Annotated in this window: 18 protein-coding genes; 4 read left to right on the top strand and 14 right to left on the bottom strand. The window is 67.6% G+C overall.

Annotated features, from left to right (window positions below; translation table 11 throughout):
• Window position 1: 1 nt before the first annotated feature.
• A complete protein-coding gene (locus ACZ499_RS02250; RefSeq protein WP_468671276.1) occupies window positions 2-331 on the bottom strand; it encodes an SCO3933 family regulatory protein in 330 nt (109 codons plus the stop codon).
• 157 nt (window positions 332-488) lie between these two features.
• On the opposite strand from ACZ499_RS02250, the gene ACZ499_RS02245 reads away from it, so the two are divergent.
• Both ACZ499_RS02245 and ACZ499_RS02240 read left to right on the top strand, forming a co-directional pair.
• Complete coding sequence (locus ACZ499_RS02245; RefSeq protein WP_468671274.1) at window positions 489-809, top strand: putative quinol monooxygenase; 321 nt, start codon at window positions 489-491, stop codon at window positions 807-809.
• The gene (locus tag ACZ499_RS02240; protein WP_468671272.1) at window positions 806-2,041 is read left to right on the top strand and encodes a helix-turn-helix domain-containing protein; all 1,236 of its coding nucleotides are present in this window, start codon (window positions 806-808) and stop codon (window positions 2,039-2,041) included. The genes ACZ499_RS02245 and ACZ499_RS02240 overlap by 4 nt, the downstream gene beginning before the upstream one ends.
• 18 nt (window positions 2,042-2,059) lie before the next feature.
• Here ACZ499_RS02240 and ACZ499_RS02235 read toward each other — a convergent pair whose 3' ends face one another.
• The 4 genes from ACZ499_RS02235 to ACZ499_RS02220 all read right to left on the bottom strand — a co-directional run bounded on the left by ACZ499_RS02235 (window position 2,060) and on the right by ACZ499_RS02220 (window position 6,338).
• The gene (locus tag ACZ499_RS02235; RefSeq protein WP_468671270.1) at window positions 2,060-2,980 is read right to left on the bottom strand and encodes a nuclease-related domain-containing protein; all 921 of its coding nucleotides are present in this window, start codon (window positions 2,978-2,980) and stop codon (window positions 2,060-2,062) included.
• Between the two features lie 546 nt (window positions 2,981-3,526).
• Window positions 3,527-4,084 (bottom strand): hypothetical protein, encoded by a 558-nt coding sequence (locus tag ACZ499_RS02230; RefSeq protein ID WP_468671268.1) that lies wholly within the window; start codon window positions 4,082-4,084, stop codon window positions 3,527-3,529.
• A gap of 290 nt (window positions 4,085-4,374) precedes the next feature.
• Window positions 4,375-4,764: a hypothetical protein gene (locus ACZ499_RS02225; protein WP_468671266.1), complete on the bottom strand. Its 390-nt coding sequence runs from the start codon at window positions 4,762-4,764 to the stop codon at window positions 4,375-4,377.
• A gap of 734 nt (window positions 4,765-5,498) precedes the next feature.
• Entirely contained in the window at window positions 5,499-6,338 is an 840-nt protein-coding gene (locus ACZ499_RS02220; protein WP_468671264.1) for a SulP family inorganic anion transporter, read from the bottom strand.
• A gap of 136 nt (window positions 6,339-6,474) precedes the next feature.
• Here ACZ499_RS02220 and ACZ499_RS02215 point away from each other — a divergent pair, with 136 nt between their 5' ends.
• Window positions 6,475-6,861 carry a hypothetical protein gene (locus tag ACZ499_RS02215; protein WP_468671261.1) on the top strand — a complete coding sequence of 129 codons (387 nt, stop codon included), beginning with the start codon at window positions 6,475-6,477 and terminating at the stop codon, window positions 6,859-6,861.
• Between the two features lie 112 nt (window positions 6,862-6,973).
• On the opposite strand, the gene ACZ499_RS02210 is transcribed toward ACZ499_RS02215, so the two are convergent.
• The 9 genes from ACZ499_RS02210 to ACZ499_RS02170 form a co-directional block, all read right to left on the bottom strand.
• The gene (locus tag ACZ499_RS02210; protein ID WP_468671258.1) at window positions 6,974-7,426 is read right to left on the bottom strand and encodes an RICIN domain-containing protein; all 453 of its coding nucleotides are present in this window, start codon (window positions 7,424-7,426) and stop codon (window positions 6,974-6,976) included.
• A gap of 218 nt (window positions 7,427-7,644) precedes the next feature.
• Window positions 7,645-7,953 (bottom strand): transposase, encoded by a 309-nt coding sequence (locus tag ACZ499_RS02205; protein WP_468672066.1) that lies wholly within the window; start codon window positions 7,951-7,953, stop codon window positions 7,645-7,647.
• Complete coding sequence (locus tag ACZ499_RS02200; protein WP_468671256.1) at window positions 7,950-8,309, bottom strand: transposase; 360 nt, start codon at window positions 8,307-8,309, stop codon at window positions 7,950-7,952. The genes ACZ499_RS02205 and ACZ499_RS02200 overlap by 4 nt, the downstream gene beginning before the upstream one ends.
• A 48-nt stretch (window positions 8,310-8,357) precedes the next feature.
• Complete coding sequence (locus ACZ499_RS02195) at window positions 8,358-8,897, bottom strand: Pycsar system effector family protein (RefSeq protein WP_468671254.1); 540 nt, start codon at window positions 8,895-8,897, stop codon at window positions 8,358-8,360.
• A gap of 86 nt (window positions 8,898-8,983) precedes the next feature.
• The gene (locus ACZ499_RS02190) at window positions 8,984-10,414 is read right to left on the bottom strand and encodes a DUF4407 domain-containing protein (RefSeq protein ID WP_468671251.1); all 1,431 of its coding nucleotides are present in this window, start codon (window positions 10,412-10,414) and stop codon (window positions 8,984-8,986) included.
• 4 nt (window positions 10,415-10,418) lie between these two features.
• On the bottom strand, window positions 10,419-11,489 hold the full coding sequence (locus tag ACZ499_RS02185; protein WP_468671249.1) for a hypothetical protein: 1,071 nt from the start codon (window positions 11,487-11,489) through the stop codon (window positions 10,419-10,421).
• Window positions 11,486-13,762, bottom strand: a complete 2,277-nt coding sequence (locus tag ACZ499_RS02180; protein WP_468671247.1) for a hypothetical protein — start codon at window positions 13,760-13,762, stop codon at window positions 11,486-11,488. The genes ACZ499_RS02185 and ACZ499_RS02180 overlap by 4 nt, the downstream gene beginning before the upstream one ends.
• The gene (locus tag ACZ499_RS02175; RefSeq protein WP_468671245.1) at window positions 13,755-14,525 is read right to left on the bottom strand and encodes a hypothetical protein; all 771 of its coding nucleotides are present in this window, start codon (window positions 14,523-14,525) and stop codon (window positions 13,755-13,757) included. The genes ACZ499_RS02180 and ACZ499_RS02175 overlap by 8 nt, the downstream gene beginning before the upstream one ends.
• Window positions 14,526-14,660: 135 nt before the next feature.
• Window positions 14,661-15,425: a Crp/Fnr family transcriptional regulator gene (locus tag ACZ499_RS02170; protein WP_468671243.1), complete on the bottom strand. Its 765-nt coding sequence runs from the start codon at window positions 15,423-15,425 to the stop codon at window positions 14,661-14,663.
• A gap of 406 nt (window positions 15,426-15,831) precedes the next feature.
• Between ACZ499_RS02170 and ACZ499_RS02165 the strand changes: the two genes are divergently transcribed.
• On the top strand, window positions 15,832-18,066 hold the full coding sequence (locus ACZ499_RS02165; protein ID WP_468671240.1) for an MMPL family transporter: 2,235 nt from the start codon (window positions 15,832-15,834) through the stop codon (window positions 18,064-18,066).
• Window positions 18,067-18,159 lie beyond the last annotated feature (93 nt).

Genomic DNA, 18,159 nt, shown 5'->3' with positions numbered 1-18,159 from the left:
GTCAGACCCCCGCCGTGATCGCGATCGCGCGGAACGAGATCCCGTGGCGCTTCTGCCCGTTGAACTCGTTCTCCCAGTCCCGGGCCTTCAGGCCGGTCACCTTCACCGAGATGCCGGGCGCGAGCCCCTCCTGGTAGCCGGTCTCCGGGATGGTCACCTGGTACAGGCTCCCCTCCCCCTCATCCGAGACCAGCAGGCCCACCGTGGACAGCGGAGCCCCGGTCTCCCGGTCCATCGCACGTTCCCCGGTCTTCGCGTTGGCGAGCTTCGGCACCGGGGCAGTCGCCACGAACACCACAGCGGTCGAGAGATCGATCTTGAAGGACGGCATGAACGCCTCTTCCCTGCGTAGCAGTTGAGCTACTCGATCACACCAAGTAGCAGCTTCACTACGACCGTACTCGCAGAAATTCTGCGAGTCAAGAGAATCTGCTACTCGCAGGAACGCTGAAGTCCTGCGAGACTGACTGCGACTGAGAGGAGTGCACGTGAGCGAGGGATTTGGCCTGGTCGTCCGCTTCGCATTGCGCGACGAGGAGGCGGCGGCAGCGTTCGACGAGCTGTGCGCGCGCACGCTGGAAGGGATCAAGGAAAGTGAGCCCGGCACGCTGACGTACGTCACTCACGTGCCTGAAGGCGAGCCCCTGGTCCGTGTGTTCTATGAGCTGTATGCCGATCGTGCGGCTTTCGACGCTCACGAGGCACAGCCCCACACGAAGCACTTCCTGGCCGGGCGCGAGCAGCACCTCGCCGGCGTCGAGGTGACGTTCCTCGACGCGATCAAGGGGAAGGTGGCGGCGCAGCAGTGAGTGCCGAGGAGCGACGCGTCTTTGGCGCCAAGGTGGCAGACCTTCGCAAACAGCGACGCCTGACCCAGAGCGAGTTGGCGGCAGCAATCGGCCGTACGGCGAGCTGGCTTTCCCAAGTGGAACGGGGTATCCAGCCAGTCAATCGGCTCGACGTGCTACGTCTGCTCGCTGACGGCTTGGGCGTGTCGCTCCAGGTACTTCAGCCCGACGCACCCACGGCCGAACCCGAGCCTGCTCCGCAGGCTGAAGCGAACGACCTCGACCAGGCCCGCCTGGTTCTCTCCGGACATCCCGCAGTGGACGTCCTCCTCAGCCCGCGCGAGGACTTTCGTCCGAGCACCATGAACGACCTGCGCGAGGCGTGCGAACGGATCTGGGATCTGACGCACGCGGACCAGTTCGCCGAACTCAGCGCCGCGTTGGGGCCGCTGGTGCCGCGTCTTGAGCGAGCCACCCGGACTGCCCCGCAGGAGTACAAGGCTGAGCTCCACTGGCTGACAGCCCGCACGTATCAAGCGTTGGCAGCAGCCTTTGTCCGGCAGAACGAGGCCGACGCGGCATGGGTCGCTGCCGACCGGGCCATCCGAGAAGCCGAGTTGTCCGGCGAGCCGCTGGGAGTCTTCGCGGGCATCTACCGACTCGCGCACGCCTTCGTGCGGCTGAAGCACCTCGACCAGGCAGAGCACGCCACGACCATGGCCGTCAACGCGTTGCAGCGCTACGTGCAAGACCATGAGGCGACGCCACAGCACCAGTCCGTTCTGGGTTCGCTGCACCTGATGCTCGCGCTCATCCACGCACGGGCCGGCGAACGCACGGCCGCTCGCAAGGAGATCGAAAGGGCCCGCGACGTCGCCGCACGGCTCGGTGAAGACCGCAACGACTTCAACTTGGAGTTCGGGCCCACGAACGTGGAGATCCAGGCGGTATCCACGGCCGTCGATCTTGGCGACGCAGGCGAAGCCCTAGACATCGCAGAAGGACTTGACGCAAGTGATCTATCGGTGGAGCGGCAAGCACGGCTGCTGATGGACTTGGGTCGCGCACATGCCCAGCGACGTCACTTCGGTGATGCCCTGAACTACTTGCTCAAGGCGGAGGACTTGGCGCCCGAGATGATCCACACGCATATCGCAGCACGCGACGTTATCCGAGAACTCATGCTCGTAGCCGGTCGCGCTGCCTCGGACGAGCTACGCGCTCTTGCGGATCGTACAGACGCTCTGGGGTGAATCCGGGGAGCGTTGCGGTCAGGACTTCAGCCAGAGCCGCCGGTGCCGTGCGACGGAGTAGATCCGCTCAACTCGGTCTGGCGTGAGTTTGCCGGCGAGGGGGCCGATCGAGGCTACGTCTCGCTCTTGGTAGATCCGCACGGTGTACTGCGTGGCAGCACGGTGCAGGGACTGCACGCCGACGAACACGAGCGCGGGTTCGACGGGTACGGCAAAGCCGCAGTGCCGTTCCAGTGTGCGCTGGACATAGGCGGCTTCGGCCTTGCTCGCGACGGCGTACGGCTCGGGCTGGCGTCCGTTGACTTTGGCCATCGTGTCGCCCACCCAGACCGAGGCGCCTCGATGAGTCTTGGTATTGATGCTGAAGACCCCTCCGGGGCCTATCAGTAAGTGGTCGATGTCGCCGCCGTTGCTCTTCGGTACGCCGTGAAGCACTCGCCAGCCGTGACTGGAGAGTCGCTCCAGTTCTCGGCCCACCCGTCGCTCGCCTTCGAGGCCGATGTACCAGCTGTCCCATTCCGAGGGGCGACGCAGCATCTTCGCCCATAGCCGTTGAGCTGTGGAGGGGCCACGCTCCGCGATGGTGCCAAGCACGCCTGCTCCAGGGCGGTTGCGTGCCAGGTCGTCACTTGGGGCCACGTCGGGAGGCGGCTGGCGTACTTCTCTGCGGCATGGCGCTTGTGCAGCAGGTGGCTGAGCAGATCGCTTCGGTGCTGCTTCAGGCGCCCTGTCCGCCGGACGAGGAGTTGAGTCGACCCTCATCGCGTTACCAAGGTGCTGCCGCAGCAGAGTCAGTGCCTCATCTCGATACTTGTGCACCTTGATCGTGACGACTTTCGTCGACCGGTCCGCCCACGCGACAGCCGTCCCATCCGGCAGGTTGACGTAGAGCCGATCCTTGCCATGCCGCTTCCACGAGTTCACTGTCAGATCACTCATCGGCCCGTCCCCGAATGCGCCCCGTCCCCATACACATGGCAGCAGCTAGCTTTTAGATCGACAAGAGCGCCTGGCCAACATGACCTGTTACAGGTTTCTCTACCTCATCAAGCCCCGGCTGCGCTCCGCTTCGCCGGGCGAGCTCTCCGGCTCCGCTCGGGGCGACGCTCCTGCCTGCGGCCCGCTCCGCCCCGGCTGCGCCGACGCCCGCCCGCATGTGGAAAGGGCCGAGGCCATGAGTTGAGAACCGCATGATCCGCAAGGAGCAAGGACATGCCTCCGGCGGGGATCGGCCGACTCCGGGATGGAGGGGGCGCCGTTGCCGAGTGCCGGCCGGACGGTGGCGTGCGTGGTGGGCTCCCATCCCGTCTGCCATCGACCCAGGCGGAGCCGAGCAGACGCGGCCCATGGCGTCCAGGTCGTTCGTACAGTGGCGCGCTCCACCTGGACGCCATGAACCACGCCCGCTCCACAGACGTGTGGGTCGACGGCAGACGGGATGGGAGCTTGGGTGAGTGGTGGGTTGCGGTGGCGCAGCACGTATCGCTAGCGCAGACCAGGGTCATTACCACCAAGCACCACACGTGCCGCCGCTACAAAGGTCGCGTGCGCCTCCTTGAACTCCACCATCGCTGCGTCCCTTGAGGGCGATTCGAGCAGCGACAGCAGGTCCCCGCCGCCACCCGTATCAGCAACCGCAAGTTCAGCGAACTCTGCAAGCAGCACCAACGAAGCCCGGTGGAGCCGTTTTGCCGCTGTCGCGACCTCCAGAGGGCCTTCAAGGGCGACGGAGGAACCGACCTCACGCAGAGTGCTAATTGCGGCTTCCGCAGCCGGGAGGGCTGGGTCCACCGCTGCGTCAGTCCCAGCGGAACGGGTCTTGGCGACCCCCTCCAACTTGCGTTCCACCTCGTGATAGGCAACGAGGAACGAAGCGTAGACACCTCTGCGCGCCTCACGGTGCATGATGCGCCGTTGTTCGGCTCGCTCTGTCTGCTGATCACGGCGATCCTGGCGTCCCTTTAGAAGATTGAAGGAACCTGTCAACAGCACCCCGGCAAGCGCACTGGCCGCTCCGACGAGTGCGATCGGTTGTTCGTCCATGCCCCATCAAACCCAGTCACTTCCGTGGCGCGCAGCGGAACGGCGAACAAGGGCCCTCGCCACAGGCGCTCCGTCCCGAACGGTCTCGGAAGGCGGCATGCCCCTCCCGTGCCCGATCGACCGGTATCTGACGGGGAACCACGGAGCCTGCCGGGCAGCGCGCACGAGAACGGCCCCGACTTTCACCAGGTCAGAGGCCGTCCATCTGCGGTGGGTGTGGGATTTGAACCCATAGCGACTTGCGCCACGACGGTTTTCAAGACTGTTTGGCGTAGCCTGTGTGTGGGCGTTCAGCCACCAGTGAAGACAGGGACGATCACTGCTGCAATGGCGGAGAGCAGGCCCCCCACGGCCAAGAAGGCGTTGAACTTCTCTTTCGCGGTCGGGAAGACAGCGCGGCTCACGTCCCCCACCTTGCTCCTCAGCACGATCATCTTGAGCTTCTGCCAACGATGCTGGCGGTTCCGGCACCCCATCAGTACGCCGTAGGCATTGTTCCGGCAGTACGTCCTGCCGTCCCGGTTTACCGCTCCGCACCAGACCGGCACTTGGAAGGCGGCGTAAGCGAAGACCGCGACGGACAAGGCAGCGACGATCGGGAGGGCCCATTGCTGGGTCCAAGCGACGATGAGTGCCCCTACCGCGATGTATCCCCAGTACAAGCGCATGGCTTTGCCCATGGAGCCGCAGCGTAATGGCATATGCGCAGGTCAGGCATCGGCTAGAACGAGACAGAATCCCCACGATGGCGCGTAGGGCCCTCTTGACCTCTGTTACCTCTAAGGGCACGGGCTGGACCGTCCGAGGCTGCCAGGCCTGTTGGGCTCCGGCTGTACAGCAGCGAAGTACAGCAACCGGAACGACCAGTACCGGGCGATGGCGGCCGCACAGGACCGATTCACGCCCGATACGACCGTCGATGACCGATCCACATAGAGCTACGGATCAGAAGCCGTACGGAGCCAGGTCGAGATGAGTGTCTAACTGTGTGACAACGCAGACGAACAAGGGCGGACGTGCGCGGACGTCTACGGAGTATCGCGCCAGGTGACAGCTGGATCAGCCCCAGATCAATCCCTCACCCAAGTTGCTTCGGGACGAAGAGGTCGTGGGTTCAAATCCCGCCACCCCGACTTCGTAAGACCAGGTCAAGGGCCTGATCCACTCAGTGGATCAGGCCCTTCCTGCGTCTCCGGAGATCGTTTGGGAGAAATCTGGGAGAAGATCTTGGTCGGCTTCCCCCAGGAGCCCCGAGCGGCCTCGCCCTTCGCGTCTTCTCCGCGCGCCCGCCTGCCGGTTGGGATGCGCCCGCGGTCCGTTCCCGCGGTCTTCGCTCGCGTCCCCGTCCGTCCATGAGAACGGCGAAGGACCCCAGCGGGTAGGCCGGGGTCCTCTCAGGTTTCGCGGGGATGGGTCAGTGGCTGGTGAGTTCGCCGGTGAGTTTGCCGTGGAGGTCGGCGCTGGGGTCGTTCAGGCCGATGATCTCCACACTCTTGCCGCGCTGGGCGTACTTGATCTCGATGGCGTCCAGGGCGGCAACCGAGGAGGCGTCCCAGATGTGGGCTGCGGACAGGTCGATGACGACCTTGTCAGGGTCGGTGGCGTAGTTGAACTGGCCTACGAGGTCGTTGGAGGAGGCGAAGAACAGCTCACCCGTCACGGAGTAGACGACGCTGGTGCCGTCGGGGTCGGTGACGGCGGTGACGTTGGCGAGGTGGGCGACGCGCTTGGCGAAGATGACCATCGCGGTGACGGAGCCGACGACGACGCCGATGGCGAGGTTGTCGGCGGCGACCACGCAGACCACGGTGATGGCCATGACGGCGATCTCCCCGGCGGGCATCCGCTTGAGGGTCTTGGGCGCGATGGAGTGCCAGTCGAACGTCGCGAACGACACCATCACCATCACCGCGACCAGGGCGGCCATCGGGATGTCGGAGACGACCGACCCGAAGGCGATGCACAGCACCATCAGGAACACGCCGGCCAGGATGACCGCGGCGACCAGGTAGCCGAACCCGTGCTCACGGTTCAGCGGCGCGATCACCAGGGCGACGGCGCCGGTGGCGGCGGAGATCATCGCCCGCCGTCCGCCGACGATCGAGATGACCACGGCCATGGTGAACGAGGCGAACAGGCCGACCGCCGGGTCGACACCGGCGATGATCGAGAACGAGATCGCCTCCGGGATCAGCGCGAGCGCGACGACCAGGCCGGCCAGGACCTCGGTGCGCCAGACCTTCGGGTTGCTCAACCAGTCGGGGCGCAGGCCGCGCAGCCGCGCGGGGAGTCACTACGGAAGAAGACAAGGAGACGAGTACCTGTCGTGCTCGGGCACAGCCCACTGGCAGGCCGGGGCGTGCGGGAGAACGCGGAGGCCGGCGGAGCTGGTGGGCCGCTGGAAGCAGGCCCCGAACCCCGAATTGCCGGCGGACCAGCAGGACCTGTGGTCGACCCGGATCACCATCAGCCAGGGCCCGATCGGCGCCTCGCTCGTCCACATGGCGCAGAGCTACCCGAAAACGGACGAGGAGACCGGCGAAGAGATCGGCGGCACCAACAACTGCGCGAGCACCGCCGTCCTCGGCGGCGCCGGCAACCTGCTGATCATCGGCCCGCCGACATCCGACACAGCCGCGCGCGCCTGGGAGCCCGGCTGCATCGAGTGGGGCTCGTCGCAGAGCCTGCGCGTCGAACGCTTCAACGGCGAGGACCGGCTGATGATGTACGGCATGATCGCGGAGGGCGAGCCCGGCGAGTACGTCAAGGTGGACTGACGGCCCCTGTCAGTCAGCACCCTCCCACAGCACTCGGCCCACCGAGCCGAAGCTCAGTGGGCCGAGTTCAGAGCCGTCGCAACCACGGAACGTGAGCGATTCGCCGATTGTTTCAGTCGTTGCTGAAACGCCACTTCGAGGCAGGGTGCCCCATCGGATTCGGGGTAGTGACCACCTGGTCACCACCCCCCGCCCAGTGGAAGAGCCAACGGACAGTTGCCACGTTCACCACCGACCCGTCCGAGCGGAAGTCCCACTTCTGGTAGCGGCCGCCGTTGCACTCCATCCAGTAGACCGATCCTGCGCTATTGCTGTCCAGGCACTGGTTGGTGTAGGCCCTGACAACGTTGTCACCCCGCCGGTCCCACTTCTGGTCATTGCCGCTACGGCAGAATGCGGCGCGCACGTTGCCGCCGTCACCGGCAGTCAGACACCAGCCGCTGTTCTCATTCCTGACCCACGTGTTCTCGTCAGCGCTCGCGCTGGTTGTCGTTCCTCCCACGAGACATGCCGCCGCAACTGACGCCGAAGCGGCCCGGGCTACCCACTTGTGCTTGTTGTTCATTTTTCCTCGAGTCGTGTTTCAGTCGAGAGGGACGACTTGGCGCATCCCTCCAGACGTGAGGTGCGTACTCGATGATCATGGCGTAGGTATCTGAGGGATTCGTTGCAGAGCGTAGGCACGTGCGGAAATCGTTATAGAGAGAAGCCGGCGGGACCCACAAGACCCGGGGACTCAGAGGATGTCTCACGTGGTGAGTTTGGCAAGTTTTTTGTAGCAGGTCAGGGTGGCCTTTCGCCGGACTCGATGCCCGGACGCGCGATGCGCGGGATGAGCCCTCGCTCGCGCCGCCAGACGAGATGGTCGGCGGAGAAGTACGCCTTGTCGGCGCGGAGTTTGACCGGTCGGCGTCGACGGGGTCCGCGTCGGGAGCGGATGGCGGGTATTCCGCGGATCAGGGGGTTGAGGGCCAGGCTGTCGTGCATGTTCGCGCCGGACACGGCGACCGCGAGCGGTATGCCCTGGGCCTCGGACAGCACGTGCAGTTTGCTGCCCTTCTTGCCGCGGTCGACCGGGTTCGGCCCGGTCAGCGAGCCCCCTTTTTCGCCCGTACGGACGCCGCATCGACAATCGCCGAGGTCCAGTCCAGCCCGCCCCTGGCACCGAGTTCATCCAGGACCGCACGATGCAGGCGATGCCACACTCCCGCCTCGGTCCACATCGTGAACCGTCGATGCGCGGTCGCAGGTGACACACCGAACGTCGGCGGCAGATGCCTCCAGGCACACCCACTGGTCAGGACGAACACCACCGCCGTAAACACGGCCCGCTCATCCAGCGGAGCCGTCCCGCCGCCCTGCGGACGGGAGTTGAACGACGGCAGCAACGGGGCGGCCAGTTCCCACAGGCCATCAGGAACCAGCCGCTGCGACAGATCGATACCCACGAACAGCCATGATGCCGCACCTCACGCCATCACCACGTGAGACATCCTCTAAGTCGATGCTCCGGTCACTATGCCGAGCAGCGTGAGCACGAAGAATGCCGTGCCCCAGGCCAGCGCGTGGCGTATGCAGCGGTATTTGGTCCAGGCGATCTGGGACAGGGTCGCCAGTTGGCTCAGGTTCCGGGACACGAGGTCGGTGTCGCGGACCGTCCGCTCCAGGTGCCCGACCGACATCGCGAGCCTGACGTCGCCGAAGTAGTGGGTGCGGTAGTAGTGGGGATTTCCGAGCCGTGGGGTTACGGCCAGACCCAGCAGGACGAGTGCCGGTACGCAGGCAGCGCAGCCCACCCAGAGGAGGAGCTGCGGTACGACGGCGTACTGCCGTGGGGCGATATCGCCGCTGCCGATCGCGCCAAGCTGGGCGGTCAGCGCCGCGCCCAGGGACGCCAGCATGAGGCCCGCCTTGTTGTCGGCCTTCATGACCTCCTCGCGTGCCTCGGACAGCAGAACCCTGGCGAGTTCCGCGCCGCAGTCGGCTGTGATGTCGACATCCGGGACCGTGTCGGCGTCGCCTCCGGGTGTGGTCATGCTTCCCCCTCCGTTCTGTCGGATTCAGGCGGCCGCCCCGTGTGCGGGGCGGCCGTGGTGCTGTGTTCCTGGTGCAGACGGGTGCGTCAGACCGTCGGCGAGCGGCGGATCTCGTCCTCCAATGCGTTCACCGCCTGCCGGACTCGGATGTTCATCGCTGCCGTGTGTTCCCGGAGCGCCGCTTCCGACTCAGCGCGGTGACGCCGGACCTCCTGTTCGATGGCATCCTGGGCGATCTCGATGTCCGCCATGGCCCGATGCTCGGCAAGCCGGACCTCAGCGTCGTGGACCTTGACCCCGCTGTTGCTCGCGCTGGTGAGCATCCGGTCGTACGCGGACTCGCCGCTCAGGTACTTCACCAGCACGGGGAGTATGTCGAGGAGGACGAACAGCAGGCGGACCAGCCAGATGCCCACGAACAGCACCGGGTTTCCGGTCGCGAGTTGCTCAAGCGCCCGCATCCGTTCCAGGACACCGATCTCCTTCTGCTTGGCGCGCTCCTCCTCCAGTCGCCGCTCGACGCCGTCGGCCCGGGCCTTGAGGAAGGCTCCGCGGGACGCGGTCTGCTGGGTCTCGATCTCCGGGACGCGGCTGTTCATGCGGGCCAGTCGCTTCTCGTTCTCATCGGTGCGGTGGGTCGTCCGGTAGTCCTGTGCCTTCTCGCGAAGGCGCAGACATTCGGACGTCCGCTGATACAAGCCGGTGGCGGCTATGCGGATCAGCCGACGACACTCGTCCCGTACCTCGGAGTCGATGGTTTCCAGCCTGGTGGTGTCCTGGTCCACCCGCTTCTGCAGGGCGGCGGCATCCGAGCGCAGGGCGGCCAGTTCCTCGGCGCGTTCACCGGGCGTCATGCCGAAGGAGAGGACGTACGTCCTGTCGCAGCCCTCCGGGGTGACGGTCCGCGTCGTGGACGGTACGGGGTTGCAGCGCACCAGGTTCGTGCGCAACTGGTCGATCGCATCCGTACGTTCGTCGGCGACGCGTTCTTCGATGGCCGTCTGGAAGATGCGCAGCACCAGGGGCTCAGCGATCACCGCGCCGAGCATCAGGGCGATCAGCAGGCGCAAGAGGAGGGGGCCGGTCTGTCGCCGTGCGTTCGGCTGCGGAGTGACCAGCCAGCGATCGAGGTTGAGCACGAACAGCATCCAGATGCCCGTCGGGACGAGGGCAACCAGAGAGACCCTGCCGAGCGCCTCGGTCGCGAAGTTCCACATGGAGAACGCCGCGATGACGGAGGTGCCGAGCACCACCCCGCCGAGGGCCGTGTACTTGCTCCGCTCATACCTGACCCTTTCCAGAAGCTCCTCGTCGACGCCGGTCAGAGTGCGCAACCGTCGTGCGGCGTCGAAGCCGAAGGGGCGGCGGGCGGTACGGGCAAGAGCCCCGTCACCGGTGGTGCGGTCAGCGGGCCCATCCTCCGTGGTGCGGGCGGTGCGGCCGCGCGCAGTACGCGCAGCAGCATCGCCAGTGCCTTGGCCCTCCCCCGCACCGGGAGCTGTCACATGGTTCGTCAAGAAGTCAGTCAATGAGATCGTCCTCGTCCTTGACGAAACCACCCTGCGGGTCGCGCGAGCCATCCCGGCCCGCTTCCGTGCGACGGGGGCGCGCCGGTCCCGACTCGACCATGCGGGCGGTGGCGGCGGCTCCGATGCCGGACGCGGCCTGCCCGCCCGTCTCCCGAAGTACCTGTTCCAGGACTTGGTGATAGTCGACGTACTCGCTGGCGCCCATCTGCCGGAGCAGCGTCAGCACCATGTCGCGGCGCATCTGCGCCTCCGCCGTCTCCCGCGCCTGGGCGTGGGTCCTGTCCGACGTCTCGGCCTCGTTCCGGCGGGCTGACTCCTCGTCGGCGATCCGATGGATGCGGGCCGCCGCCTCGATGACATCAATCTCGTTCCTGGCGATGCCGAAGGCGTCCACGTGGTCGGATCCCTGGGAGAGCAGTTCCGCGATTCGCAGTGCGTCCTGGGTCTCGAAGTCTCGCTGCCCCCGTTGGAGTTCCCAGGAGCGCCGCTCGTCGCGCAGCTTCTGCTCCCAGTCCCGCAGGTCGTCCGACGCGTGCACCTCGGCGCTGACGAACTCCACGCTCATGCCAGCGACCCGCGGCGGCACGATCACGCTGTACGCGGTCATTCGGTGACTGACCTCGGTCCGCACCGCGTTGACCTCCTCCACACGGTGCCCTGCGCTCACCGTCGGCAGGTCGCCGTCGCCCATCAGGTAGGCGCGCAACGGAACGGTGACGTCGATGACGCCCTGCCGGGCGATGACGGCCGCGTCGGTCACCTGGCAGGTGAAGGACGCCCGCACCGTGAAGTTGTCCGCCTCGCTCAACGACGGGAGCGTGCGCTCCACCTCGACCAGGCGCGCGCGGGTATCGACCAGGCTGACCGAGGAGGCGTCGAGCACGTCGAGGTGGGACGGGTCGAACACCATGCCCTCGGGAAACGTGCGGTAGTTCCCGCCGACCCTGAAGACGTAGACCGCACCGGGCGGTAGCTCTGGCACGTCGTCGCGTTGGCGACGCCGAGACCACCAGGTGCCCTGGACCGTGGCCAGGATGTGCTCGGCGATGACCGGGTAGTTCACTTGCTTCGGCCTCCTTGAACGGAAGTGAAGTGGGAGGTGGGTATGAGGGACGAGGTGGAGCGGCGGGAGTCCGCCGGCGGCCGGCCGCGCAGTGATCCGAGGAGTACCTGAGCCAGTTGGTGGGCGCCGGGGATCGCATAGTCGGGATGCTTCAGAGCGATGGACAGGTGGTGGCGCAGCGCGGCCCACTGGCGTCCGCTCATGGCGCTCTGCATGGCCTCGCCGAGTTCACGTACAGCGCCGGTGACGGACGGGTCGTCCCGCAGCTGCACCAGCGTCCGGCACAGCCCGCTGACCGCCCGGCTCCGGTTGCCGCTGTGCAGGACTTCCGCCCACAGGGACCCGAGGTGGCGGGCGCTGTCCGGGACGGTGCGCAGAAGTGCCGCGGTGACGGGTTCGGGGGCCTCGAGTCGCGCGACCTCCAGGAGCTGAACAGCAGTTCGCAGTGCGATCGACCGCTCTCGGGATCCCGGCGCCGCCTTGGCGATCACGGTCCGTACGTACCGGAGGACGAACAGCGCGCGTTCCGAGTCCTGTTCGGCGGTCTGCAGCAGCAGAACCAGGGAACGTTGCGCCGCGAAAGCGATCCGCTCCCCGCGCTGCGTCAGGAACCAGAGCCAGTTGAGCGCCTCCAGGCGATAGAGGGAGCCCAGGCGGCCCGTGAGCGCCATGGCCGCAGTCACGGCACGGCCCTGCCCGCTGTTGTCCGTCCAGCTCAGGGCGATGTTCAGGGCCTGCGGCGCGAGATGCTCGACGTCGCACATGAACTGCAGCGTCAGCGCGGCGGTCACTCGCTGGCTGGCAAGCCCCTCGGACCACACCGTCAACATGTTCTCGTCGACCTCGACGAGCGCGTGCCGGGCCAGGAGCGCGACGCCACGGGCCACCTCCGTACGGGTGTCCAGGTCGCCCAGCAGGGCCAGCTCGCCCAGCCACTGGCGCAGCGGGTACCAGAGCTCGTAGCCGTACAGGTCGTGCAGCTCCTTGATGACGAGCTCGCGGACGCGCGGCGAGGTGAACACCAGACGACGCTCGCTGCGCCCGGCGCACCCACCCGGCTCGGCCCGGTGCTCGGTCGTCACGAGCCCCACAGCCCGTTCCTTCCACCGGGCCCGGGACTGCTGGGCGACCGCACCGCGCAAGACCCCCGCGGCCTCGTCGTCCCGCTCCGCCACCGGTGTCTCGCCGCTCCGCTCCCAGTTGCGTACGTGAGCGGTGAGGGCGGAGCACTCCTTCTCGAACGTCCGCTCCGGGATGCCCTCCAGAAAGACCAGGGCCGCGAGCGGGATCAGGTCGTCCGCGGACGGCTGCTTGCGGAACAACTCCTGGACCAGCTCCCGATGACGGTCCCGCAGGTGGTCCAGCGCCTTCTCCGCACCCTCCCGGGACAGGACCACGGCCGCGGCGACGGCATCCGCCGGCCGCCTCAGTTCGCCGACCCGCTCCAGCAGCTCCTTCTCGGTGTCCGGCTTGAGGGCGGAGTACGGCAGCTTCTCCCGGCAGCGCTCGAACAGTTCCACGGAGTCCGGAGCCTGCCACGGCACACAGTGGTCCCGCAGCGCCAGCCGCCGACGGATCGTGCCGCCCGCCGTGATCACCAGGTACGACCCCTTGCGGCGCAGTTCCTCGCTCAGCCGCCCGATCGCGTACGCCTGCACGGCCTCGACATGCAGCTCGCCGACGTAGTCGAGGATGACGTACCCCTGCCCCGGCTTGAGGTCACGCGACACTGCCAGCTCGGCCAGGGCGTTGGCGGGCGACAGGCTGCGCAGCCTGGCCTCCTCGCCCAGGGTCTCCCTGAGCAGGGCGAGGGAGCCTGCGCCCCGGCCGCAGTTGTCGTCGCCGATCAGCACCACGAGGGCGTCCTCACGCAGTTTGCTGAGCGCCTCGTCGAAGCAGGGCTGCGGCGGGGCGTAGAACTGCAGGGTCCGGTCCGCCTCCTCTGGCTCGATGGTGCCGGGTGCGAGACCAAGAGACGAGGCGGCGCCGAAGCCGAACGCCGCTCCGGAGGCGTCGACGACGCCGTAGAAGTTGTTGTTGACGAGTTGCTGGACGCGGCGCAGTTCGTCATAGCCCCGGTCGTCTTCCTCGCGTTCGTCCGGCCACTTGCGTCCCTCGGGGGCCACGTCCGGTCCGGCACCCGGGCCGCGGGCGCCCTCCAGTGCCTCCGGCTCACCGTCGGCGTCCTCCGGTGGGGGCGACGCGACGTCCACGTCGGGTTCGGATACAGGCGGTACCACCGCCCCGTCGTCCGGGTCCGAATCGTCAGCCACCGACGCTCCCGAAGCCGAAGACAGCGCCCCGGGCGTCCAAGGAGCCGGCGACGTTGGTGACGTTGATCTTGTCGGCCCGGTACTCGTTGCTGATTCCCGTCCTGCTGTCGGCTCCGCCCGCGGCAGCCGGCTCCGTCCGGTCCGCTGCGGGCTCCCCCGGCGCCGGGACCGCGGGCTTCCCCGCCTCCAGGGCCACGGGCTCGTGCGAGGCGGCGGCCGGCGCGCCGAGCGCGGGCACGCAGAGCCAGGCCGTGGCCTCGTACTCCTTCACCTGGACGGTGACGCGGCTGAAGTCGCCAGTGGACAGGGTCGTGTGACCGCCCGCCACCGTGGTCCGGAAGACGTCGTCGGACAGCAGCAGCGCCAGGTCGACCTCGGGGTGCGCGGCCAGGGCGTCGTAGAGCGGACGTGCGTTCAGCAGGCGCGCCGTGGCCACCACGGCCGTGCCGGCGAAGCCGTTGTCAGCCAGCTCCACCAGTCCCTGGTGGATGACGGCCCGCAGCCGCATGCGGGCCTCGGGAACCCGCTGGGCGTTGTACTCGCGCAGCTCAGCCACGAGATGGCGGATGTAGTCGTCGACCAGTCGCGGTTCCTTGCCGTCGACGGGCCGCACCGCCAGCTGCTCGTCGCCCTTGCGCTGGATCTGCCACTGCGCGCGGTCCAGGCCGGCGCCCCTGGCGGCGCGGTCGAGAAGGCGCGGTAGATCGTGCTGGATGTCGGACTGCCTACGGTCGTTGTTGCTCCCGTATGCCTGTGCGTCCACGGCTATGCAGGTGCAGGGATAAAAGTCAGGCCACGCAGCCACCCGATCATTTCCTCTCTGGGCAGGCGATGGGCAAACACTGCCCACGAAGTGCTGCCCGAGAGGCTAGGAGACGCTGCGTGAAGTGATCCCGTATCAGTACGGGTTGTCAGCAAAGATTTTGGCGAATTTCAGCAACTGCGGAACGTCACATATGGTTATGCGTCGGTAACGGCGTTCCACCAGTCCATGAGCTGTCAGCACGGCCAGGTTCTTTTCTGCCGTGTTGAGCTTCAGGCCGGCCAGCGACGCGAGTTCCTTCTGTGTCAGCGTCACGCCGAGGTCGCACCGCTTGCCATCACTGTCCGGGGCGAGCTGGGCGTACGCCTGGCACAACTCGGCGAGGACCCGGGCCAGCCGGGTGAGCGAGTCGTAGGCCTGGAAATCGACCCTGCGCCGGTTGGCCCAGCGCAGCCGGGCGGACAGCATGTGGAGGATGGCCCGCATGGCGTCCGGGCGGCGGGCGAGGAAGGCCTCCAGCGCACGCACCTGGATGATCCGCGCGGTCACGTCACTGCACGCGATCACTGTGCCGGACCTGGGGCGCTCCTCGAAGGCTGCCATCTCGCCGACCAGGTCACCCGCTATACGCACAGCGAGCAGCATGTCGTAGCCGCTCTCGGCGCTGGCAACGACCTTCACGACGCCGCTCGTGATCAACAGGACATGGCGGCTCTCGTCGCCCTGTTGCAGCAGGGCGCGATGCGACGGATAGGTGATCGGGGTGCCCTCACCCAGGAGCTCTTCCCGTGTCGCGTTCCGTAACCGGCCGAGAAAGGTGGACGGCGGCCATGCCTGATTCACCAACACCCCCGGCGATCTCACTCCGCGGCGCAGCGCGCCGCTCAAGTGGCTGTCCATGCTGCCGTTGAGTCGTGTGCCAGCAAACAGACAGGACAGGATGTGGCCTGTTTTCTCGCTTCACAGCCGGGATTGACTGAATGCGCGTTCTTTACAAGAACCGTCGGCCCAGGATGGCAGGAGGGGAGGACTTGACAGCTGTTGCCTGAGGTCGCGCTGAGAGCCGTCTGGGAGCCATCCCGCTCCCCGACCCCTTCGCGACCACGCCAGCCCGATCCCCTGACCAGGGGAAACATCATCTGCACTGGCAAGGTCACTAAACGGACCTCATTCGAATCCGCAAATGCCGTAGCCCGACGTGCCGTTCCGCTCCGCATCGTTTGTGATGGGGGTGTACGAGCCGGACTGATGGGGCCAGTGGGGTCCCGGCAGCGGCTGTGTGAGTACCGGCTGCCGTGGAGAGCCCATGTCCGCACCTTCTCCCTCCGCGCCGTCCTCGCCGGGATGGCTGAGGAGGCTCGGGCAGTGGTGTGCCCGGCATTTCGTCGTGGTCATCTGTCTGTGGCTGGTCGCGCTGGGTGGGGTGCAGGGGCTGAAGCACGCGTTCGGCGGAACGTACACCGACAACTTCTCGCTGCCCTCCACGCAGTCGCAGAAGGGCTTCGCCATCTTCAAGGCGCACGATCCGACCGCCGGCGGATACGGCACGCAGATCGTCCTGCACGACGCCCGGGCACCGTTGACCGGCGTCCGCGACCAGGTCGACGGGGTCGTCAGCAGCCTGGGGCGGCTGCCGCACGTGGTGTCCGTACAGAATCCGCTGGCCGCGCCACCGCCGCCCACCGGGCAGCCGGACACCGGGCCGCTGTCCAGGGACGCCGCCACCGGCTACGTCACCGTACGTTTCGATGTCCTGCCCGCCACTCTGGGCGCGTCCTACCTGGACGGCGTGGACCGGGCCGTGGCACCGCTGCGTCAGGCGGGGGTGCAGGTCGAGTACGGCGGGCCGCTGGGCGAGCTCGCCCGGCCGGAGCCCAACGACCTGGTCAGTGAGCTGATCGGGTTCGCGGTGGCGGTCGTGGTACTGCTCGTCGCGTTCGGCAGCGTCCTCGCCGCCGGGCTGCCGCTGGTGACCGCGCTGGTCGGGGTGGTCGTCGGGCTGGGGGTGCTGGGGCTGCTCGCGGCGGCGTTCACCCTCTCCACCGTCTCGCCGACGCTGGCCACGATGATCGGCCTCGGGGTGGGGATCGACTACGCCCTGTTCCTGCTCACCCGGCACCGCCAGCAGATCATGGACGGGATGGATCCGGCCGAGAGCGCGGGGCGGGCGGTGGCCACCAGCGGGCGGGCGGTGCTGGTCTCCGGCTGCACCGTCATCGTCGCCCTGGCGGGCCTGTGGTTCTCCGGCATCGGCTTCATCGGCAAGCTGGGCGTGGCGGCCATGGTCACGGTGATCTCCGCGGTCCTTGGCGCGCTCACCCTCGTGCCCGCCCTGCTCGGCCTGGTGGGGCGGCGCATCGACGCGCTGCGCGTCCGTACGCCGATCGCCGAACCCAGCACCGAAGCCGGTACCGAAGCCGGTACCGAGGGCGCCCACGGCTGGCGCGGCTACGCGCGGCGCGTGGAGCGGCGTCCCTGGTGGTTCCTGGCCGGCGGCATCCTAGTCATCGCCGTCCTGGCCATCCCCGTGTTCTCCATGCGGCTCGGGCACATCGGCGACGGCGCGGACCCCACGAGCTTCACCGACCGGCGTGCCTACGACCTGATGTCGCAGGCGTTCGGGCCCGGCTCGAACGGGCCGCTGACCATCGTCGTCGACCAGAGCCGGGTGCCGGACGCCGACCGGTCGGCGCTCACCCAGACGGTGACCAAGGCCCTCACCGGTCTGCCCGGCACGGCCTCGGTCTCCCCGCTCAAGCCGACCTCGGACGGGCAGGTCCTTGCCGCCACCGTGATCCCGAAGGCCGCGCCGCAGGCGGCGTCGACCACCGACCTCGTGAACCACCTGACCGGGGACGTCCTGCCCGAGGCCGTCTCCGGCACCGCCGCGCACGGCTATGTGACCGGCACGACCGCCACCCAGGTCGACTTCGTCGACGTCCTCGCCAGCCGCCTCCCCCTGATCATCGGCGCGGTCGTGGCCCTGGCCTTCCTCATCATCCTGATCGTGTTCCGCGGACTGCTGGTCGCCGTGAAGGCGGCGCTGCTCAACCTGGTGTCCATCGCCGCCTCGTACGGGGTCGTGGTCGCCGTCTTCCAGTGGGGCTGGGGCGGCCCGGCGCTCGGCGTCTCGGGCACCGTCCCCATCGAGAGCTATGTGCCGATGATGATGTTCGCCATCGTGTTCGGCCTGAGCATGGACTACGAGATCTTCCTGCTCTCCCGCGTCCACGAGCAGTGGCTGCGCACCGGCCACCCCGGGGACAGCGTGGCGCACGCCCTGGAGATCACCGCCCGGGTCATCACCTGCGCGGCACTGATCATGGCCAGCGTCTTCGCGGCCTTCCTGCTCAGCGAGAACATCGTGGTCAAGATGCTCGCCCTGGGCCTGGCGGTGAGCGTCCTCGTCGACGCCACTGTCGTCAGACTGCTCCTCGTCCCCGCCGTCATGACCCTCCTCGGCAAACGTGCCTGGTGGACCCCGGGGTGGCTCGACCGCGTGCTTCCCCACCTGGATGTGGAGGGGAGCGACGTCGAGTGAGGGCGCGCCCTGCTGCTGGTGAAGGGTCCCGTACCCCTCCCGGGGCACCCCCGAGCGCGTCCCCCACTCGCCTCCCCCTCCCCCGCGCCCCGC

This window comes from Streptomyces sp. NPDC031265 (genome assembly GCF_055570295.1).
Note: the sequence above shows the minus strand (reverse complement) of the source record. Positions and strands in the feature narration are given on the sequence as shown.

What these genes read in the sequence shown, in the direction of transcription:
- ACZ499_RS02250 (WP_468671276.1), bottom strand. Translation starts at nt 331, where the DNA reads ATGCCGTCCTTCAAGATCGATCTCTCGACCGCTGTGGTGTTCGTGGCG.
- ACZ499_RS02235 (WP_468671270.1), bottom strand. Translation starts at nt 2,980, where the DNA reads ATGAGTGATCTGACAGTGAACTCGTGGAAGCGGCATGGCAAGGATCGG.
- ACZ499_RS02230 (WP_468671268.1), bottom strand. Translation starts at nt 4,084, where the DNA reads ATGGACGAACAACCGATCGCACTCGTCGGAGCGGCCAGTGCGCTTGCC.
- ACZ499_RS02225 (WP_468671266.1), bottom strand. Translation starts at nt 4,764, where the DNA reads ATGGGCAAAGCCATGCGCTTGTACTGGGGATACATCGCGGTAGGGGCA.
- ACZ499_RS02210 (WP_468671258.1), bottom strand. Translation starts at nt 7,426, where the DNA reads ATGAACAACAAGCACAAGTGGGTAGCCCGGGCCGCTTCGGCGTCAGTT.
- ACZ499_RS02195 (WP_468671254.1), bottom strand. Translation starts at nt 8,897, where the DNA reads ATGACCACACCCGGAGGCGACGCCGACACGGTCCCGGATGTCGACATC.
- ACZ499_RS02170 (WP_468671243.1), bottom strand. Translation starts at nt 15,425, where the DNA reads ATGGACAGCCACTTGAGCGGCGCGCTGCGCCGCGGAGTGAGATCGCCG.
- ACZ499_RS02165 (WP_468671240.1), top strand. Translation starts at nt 15,832, where the DNA reads ATGTCCGCACCTTCTCCCTCCGCGCCGTCCTCGCCGGGATGGCTGAGG.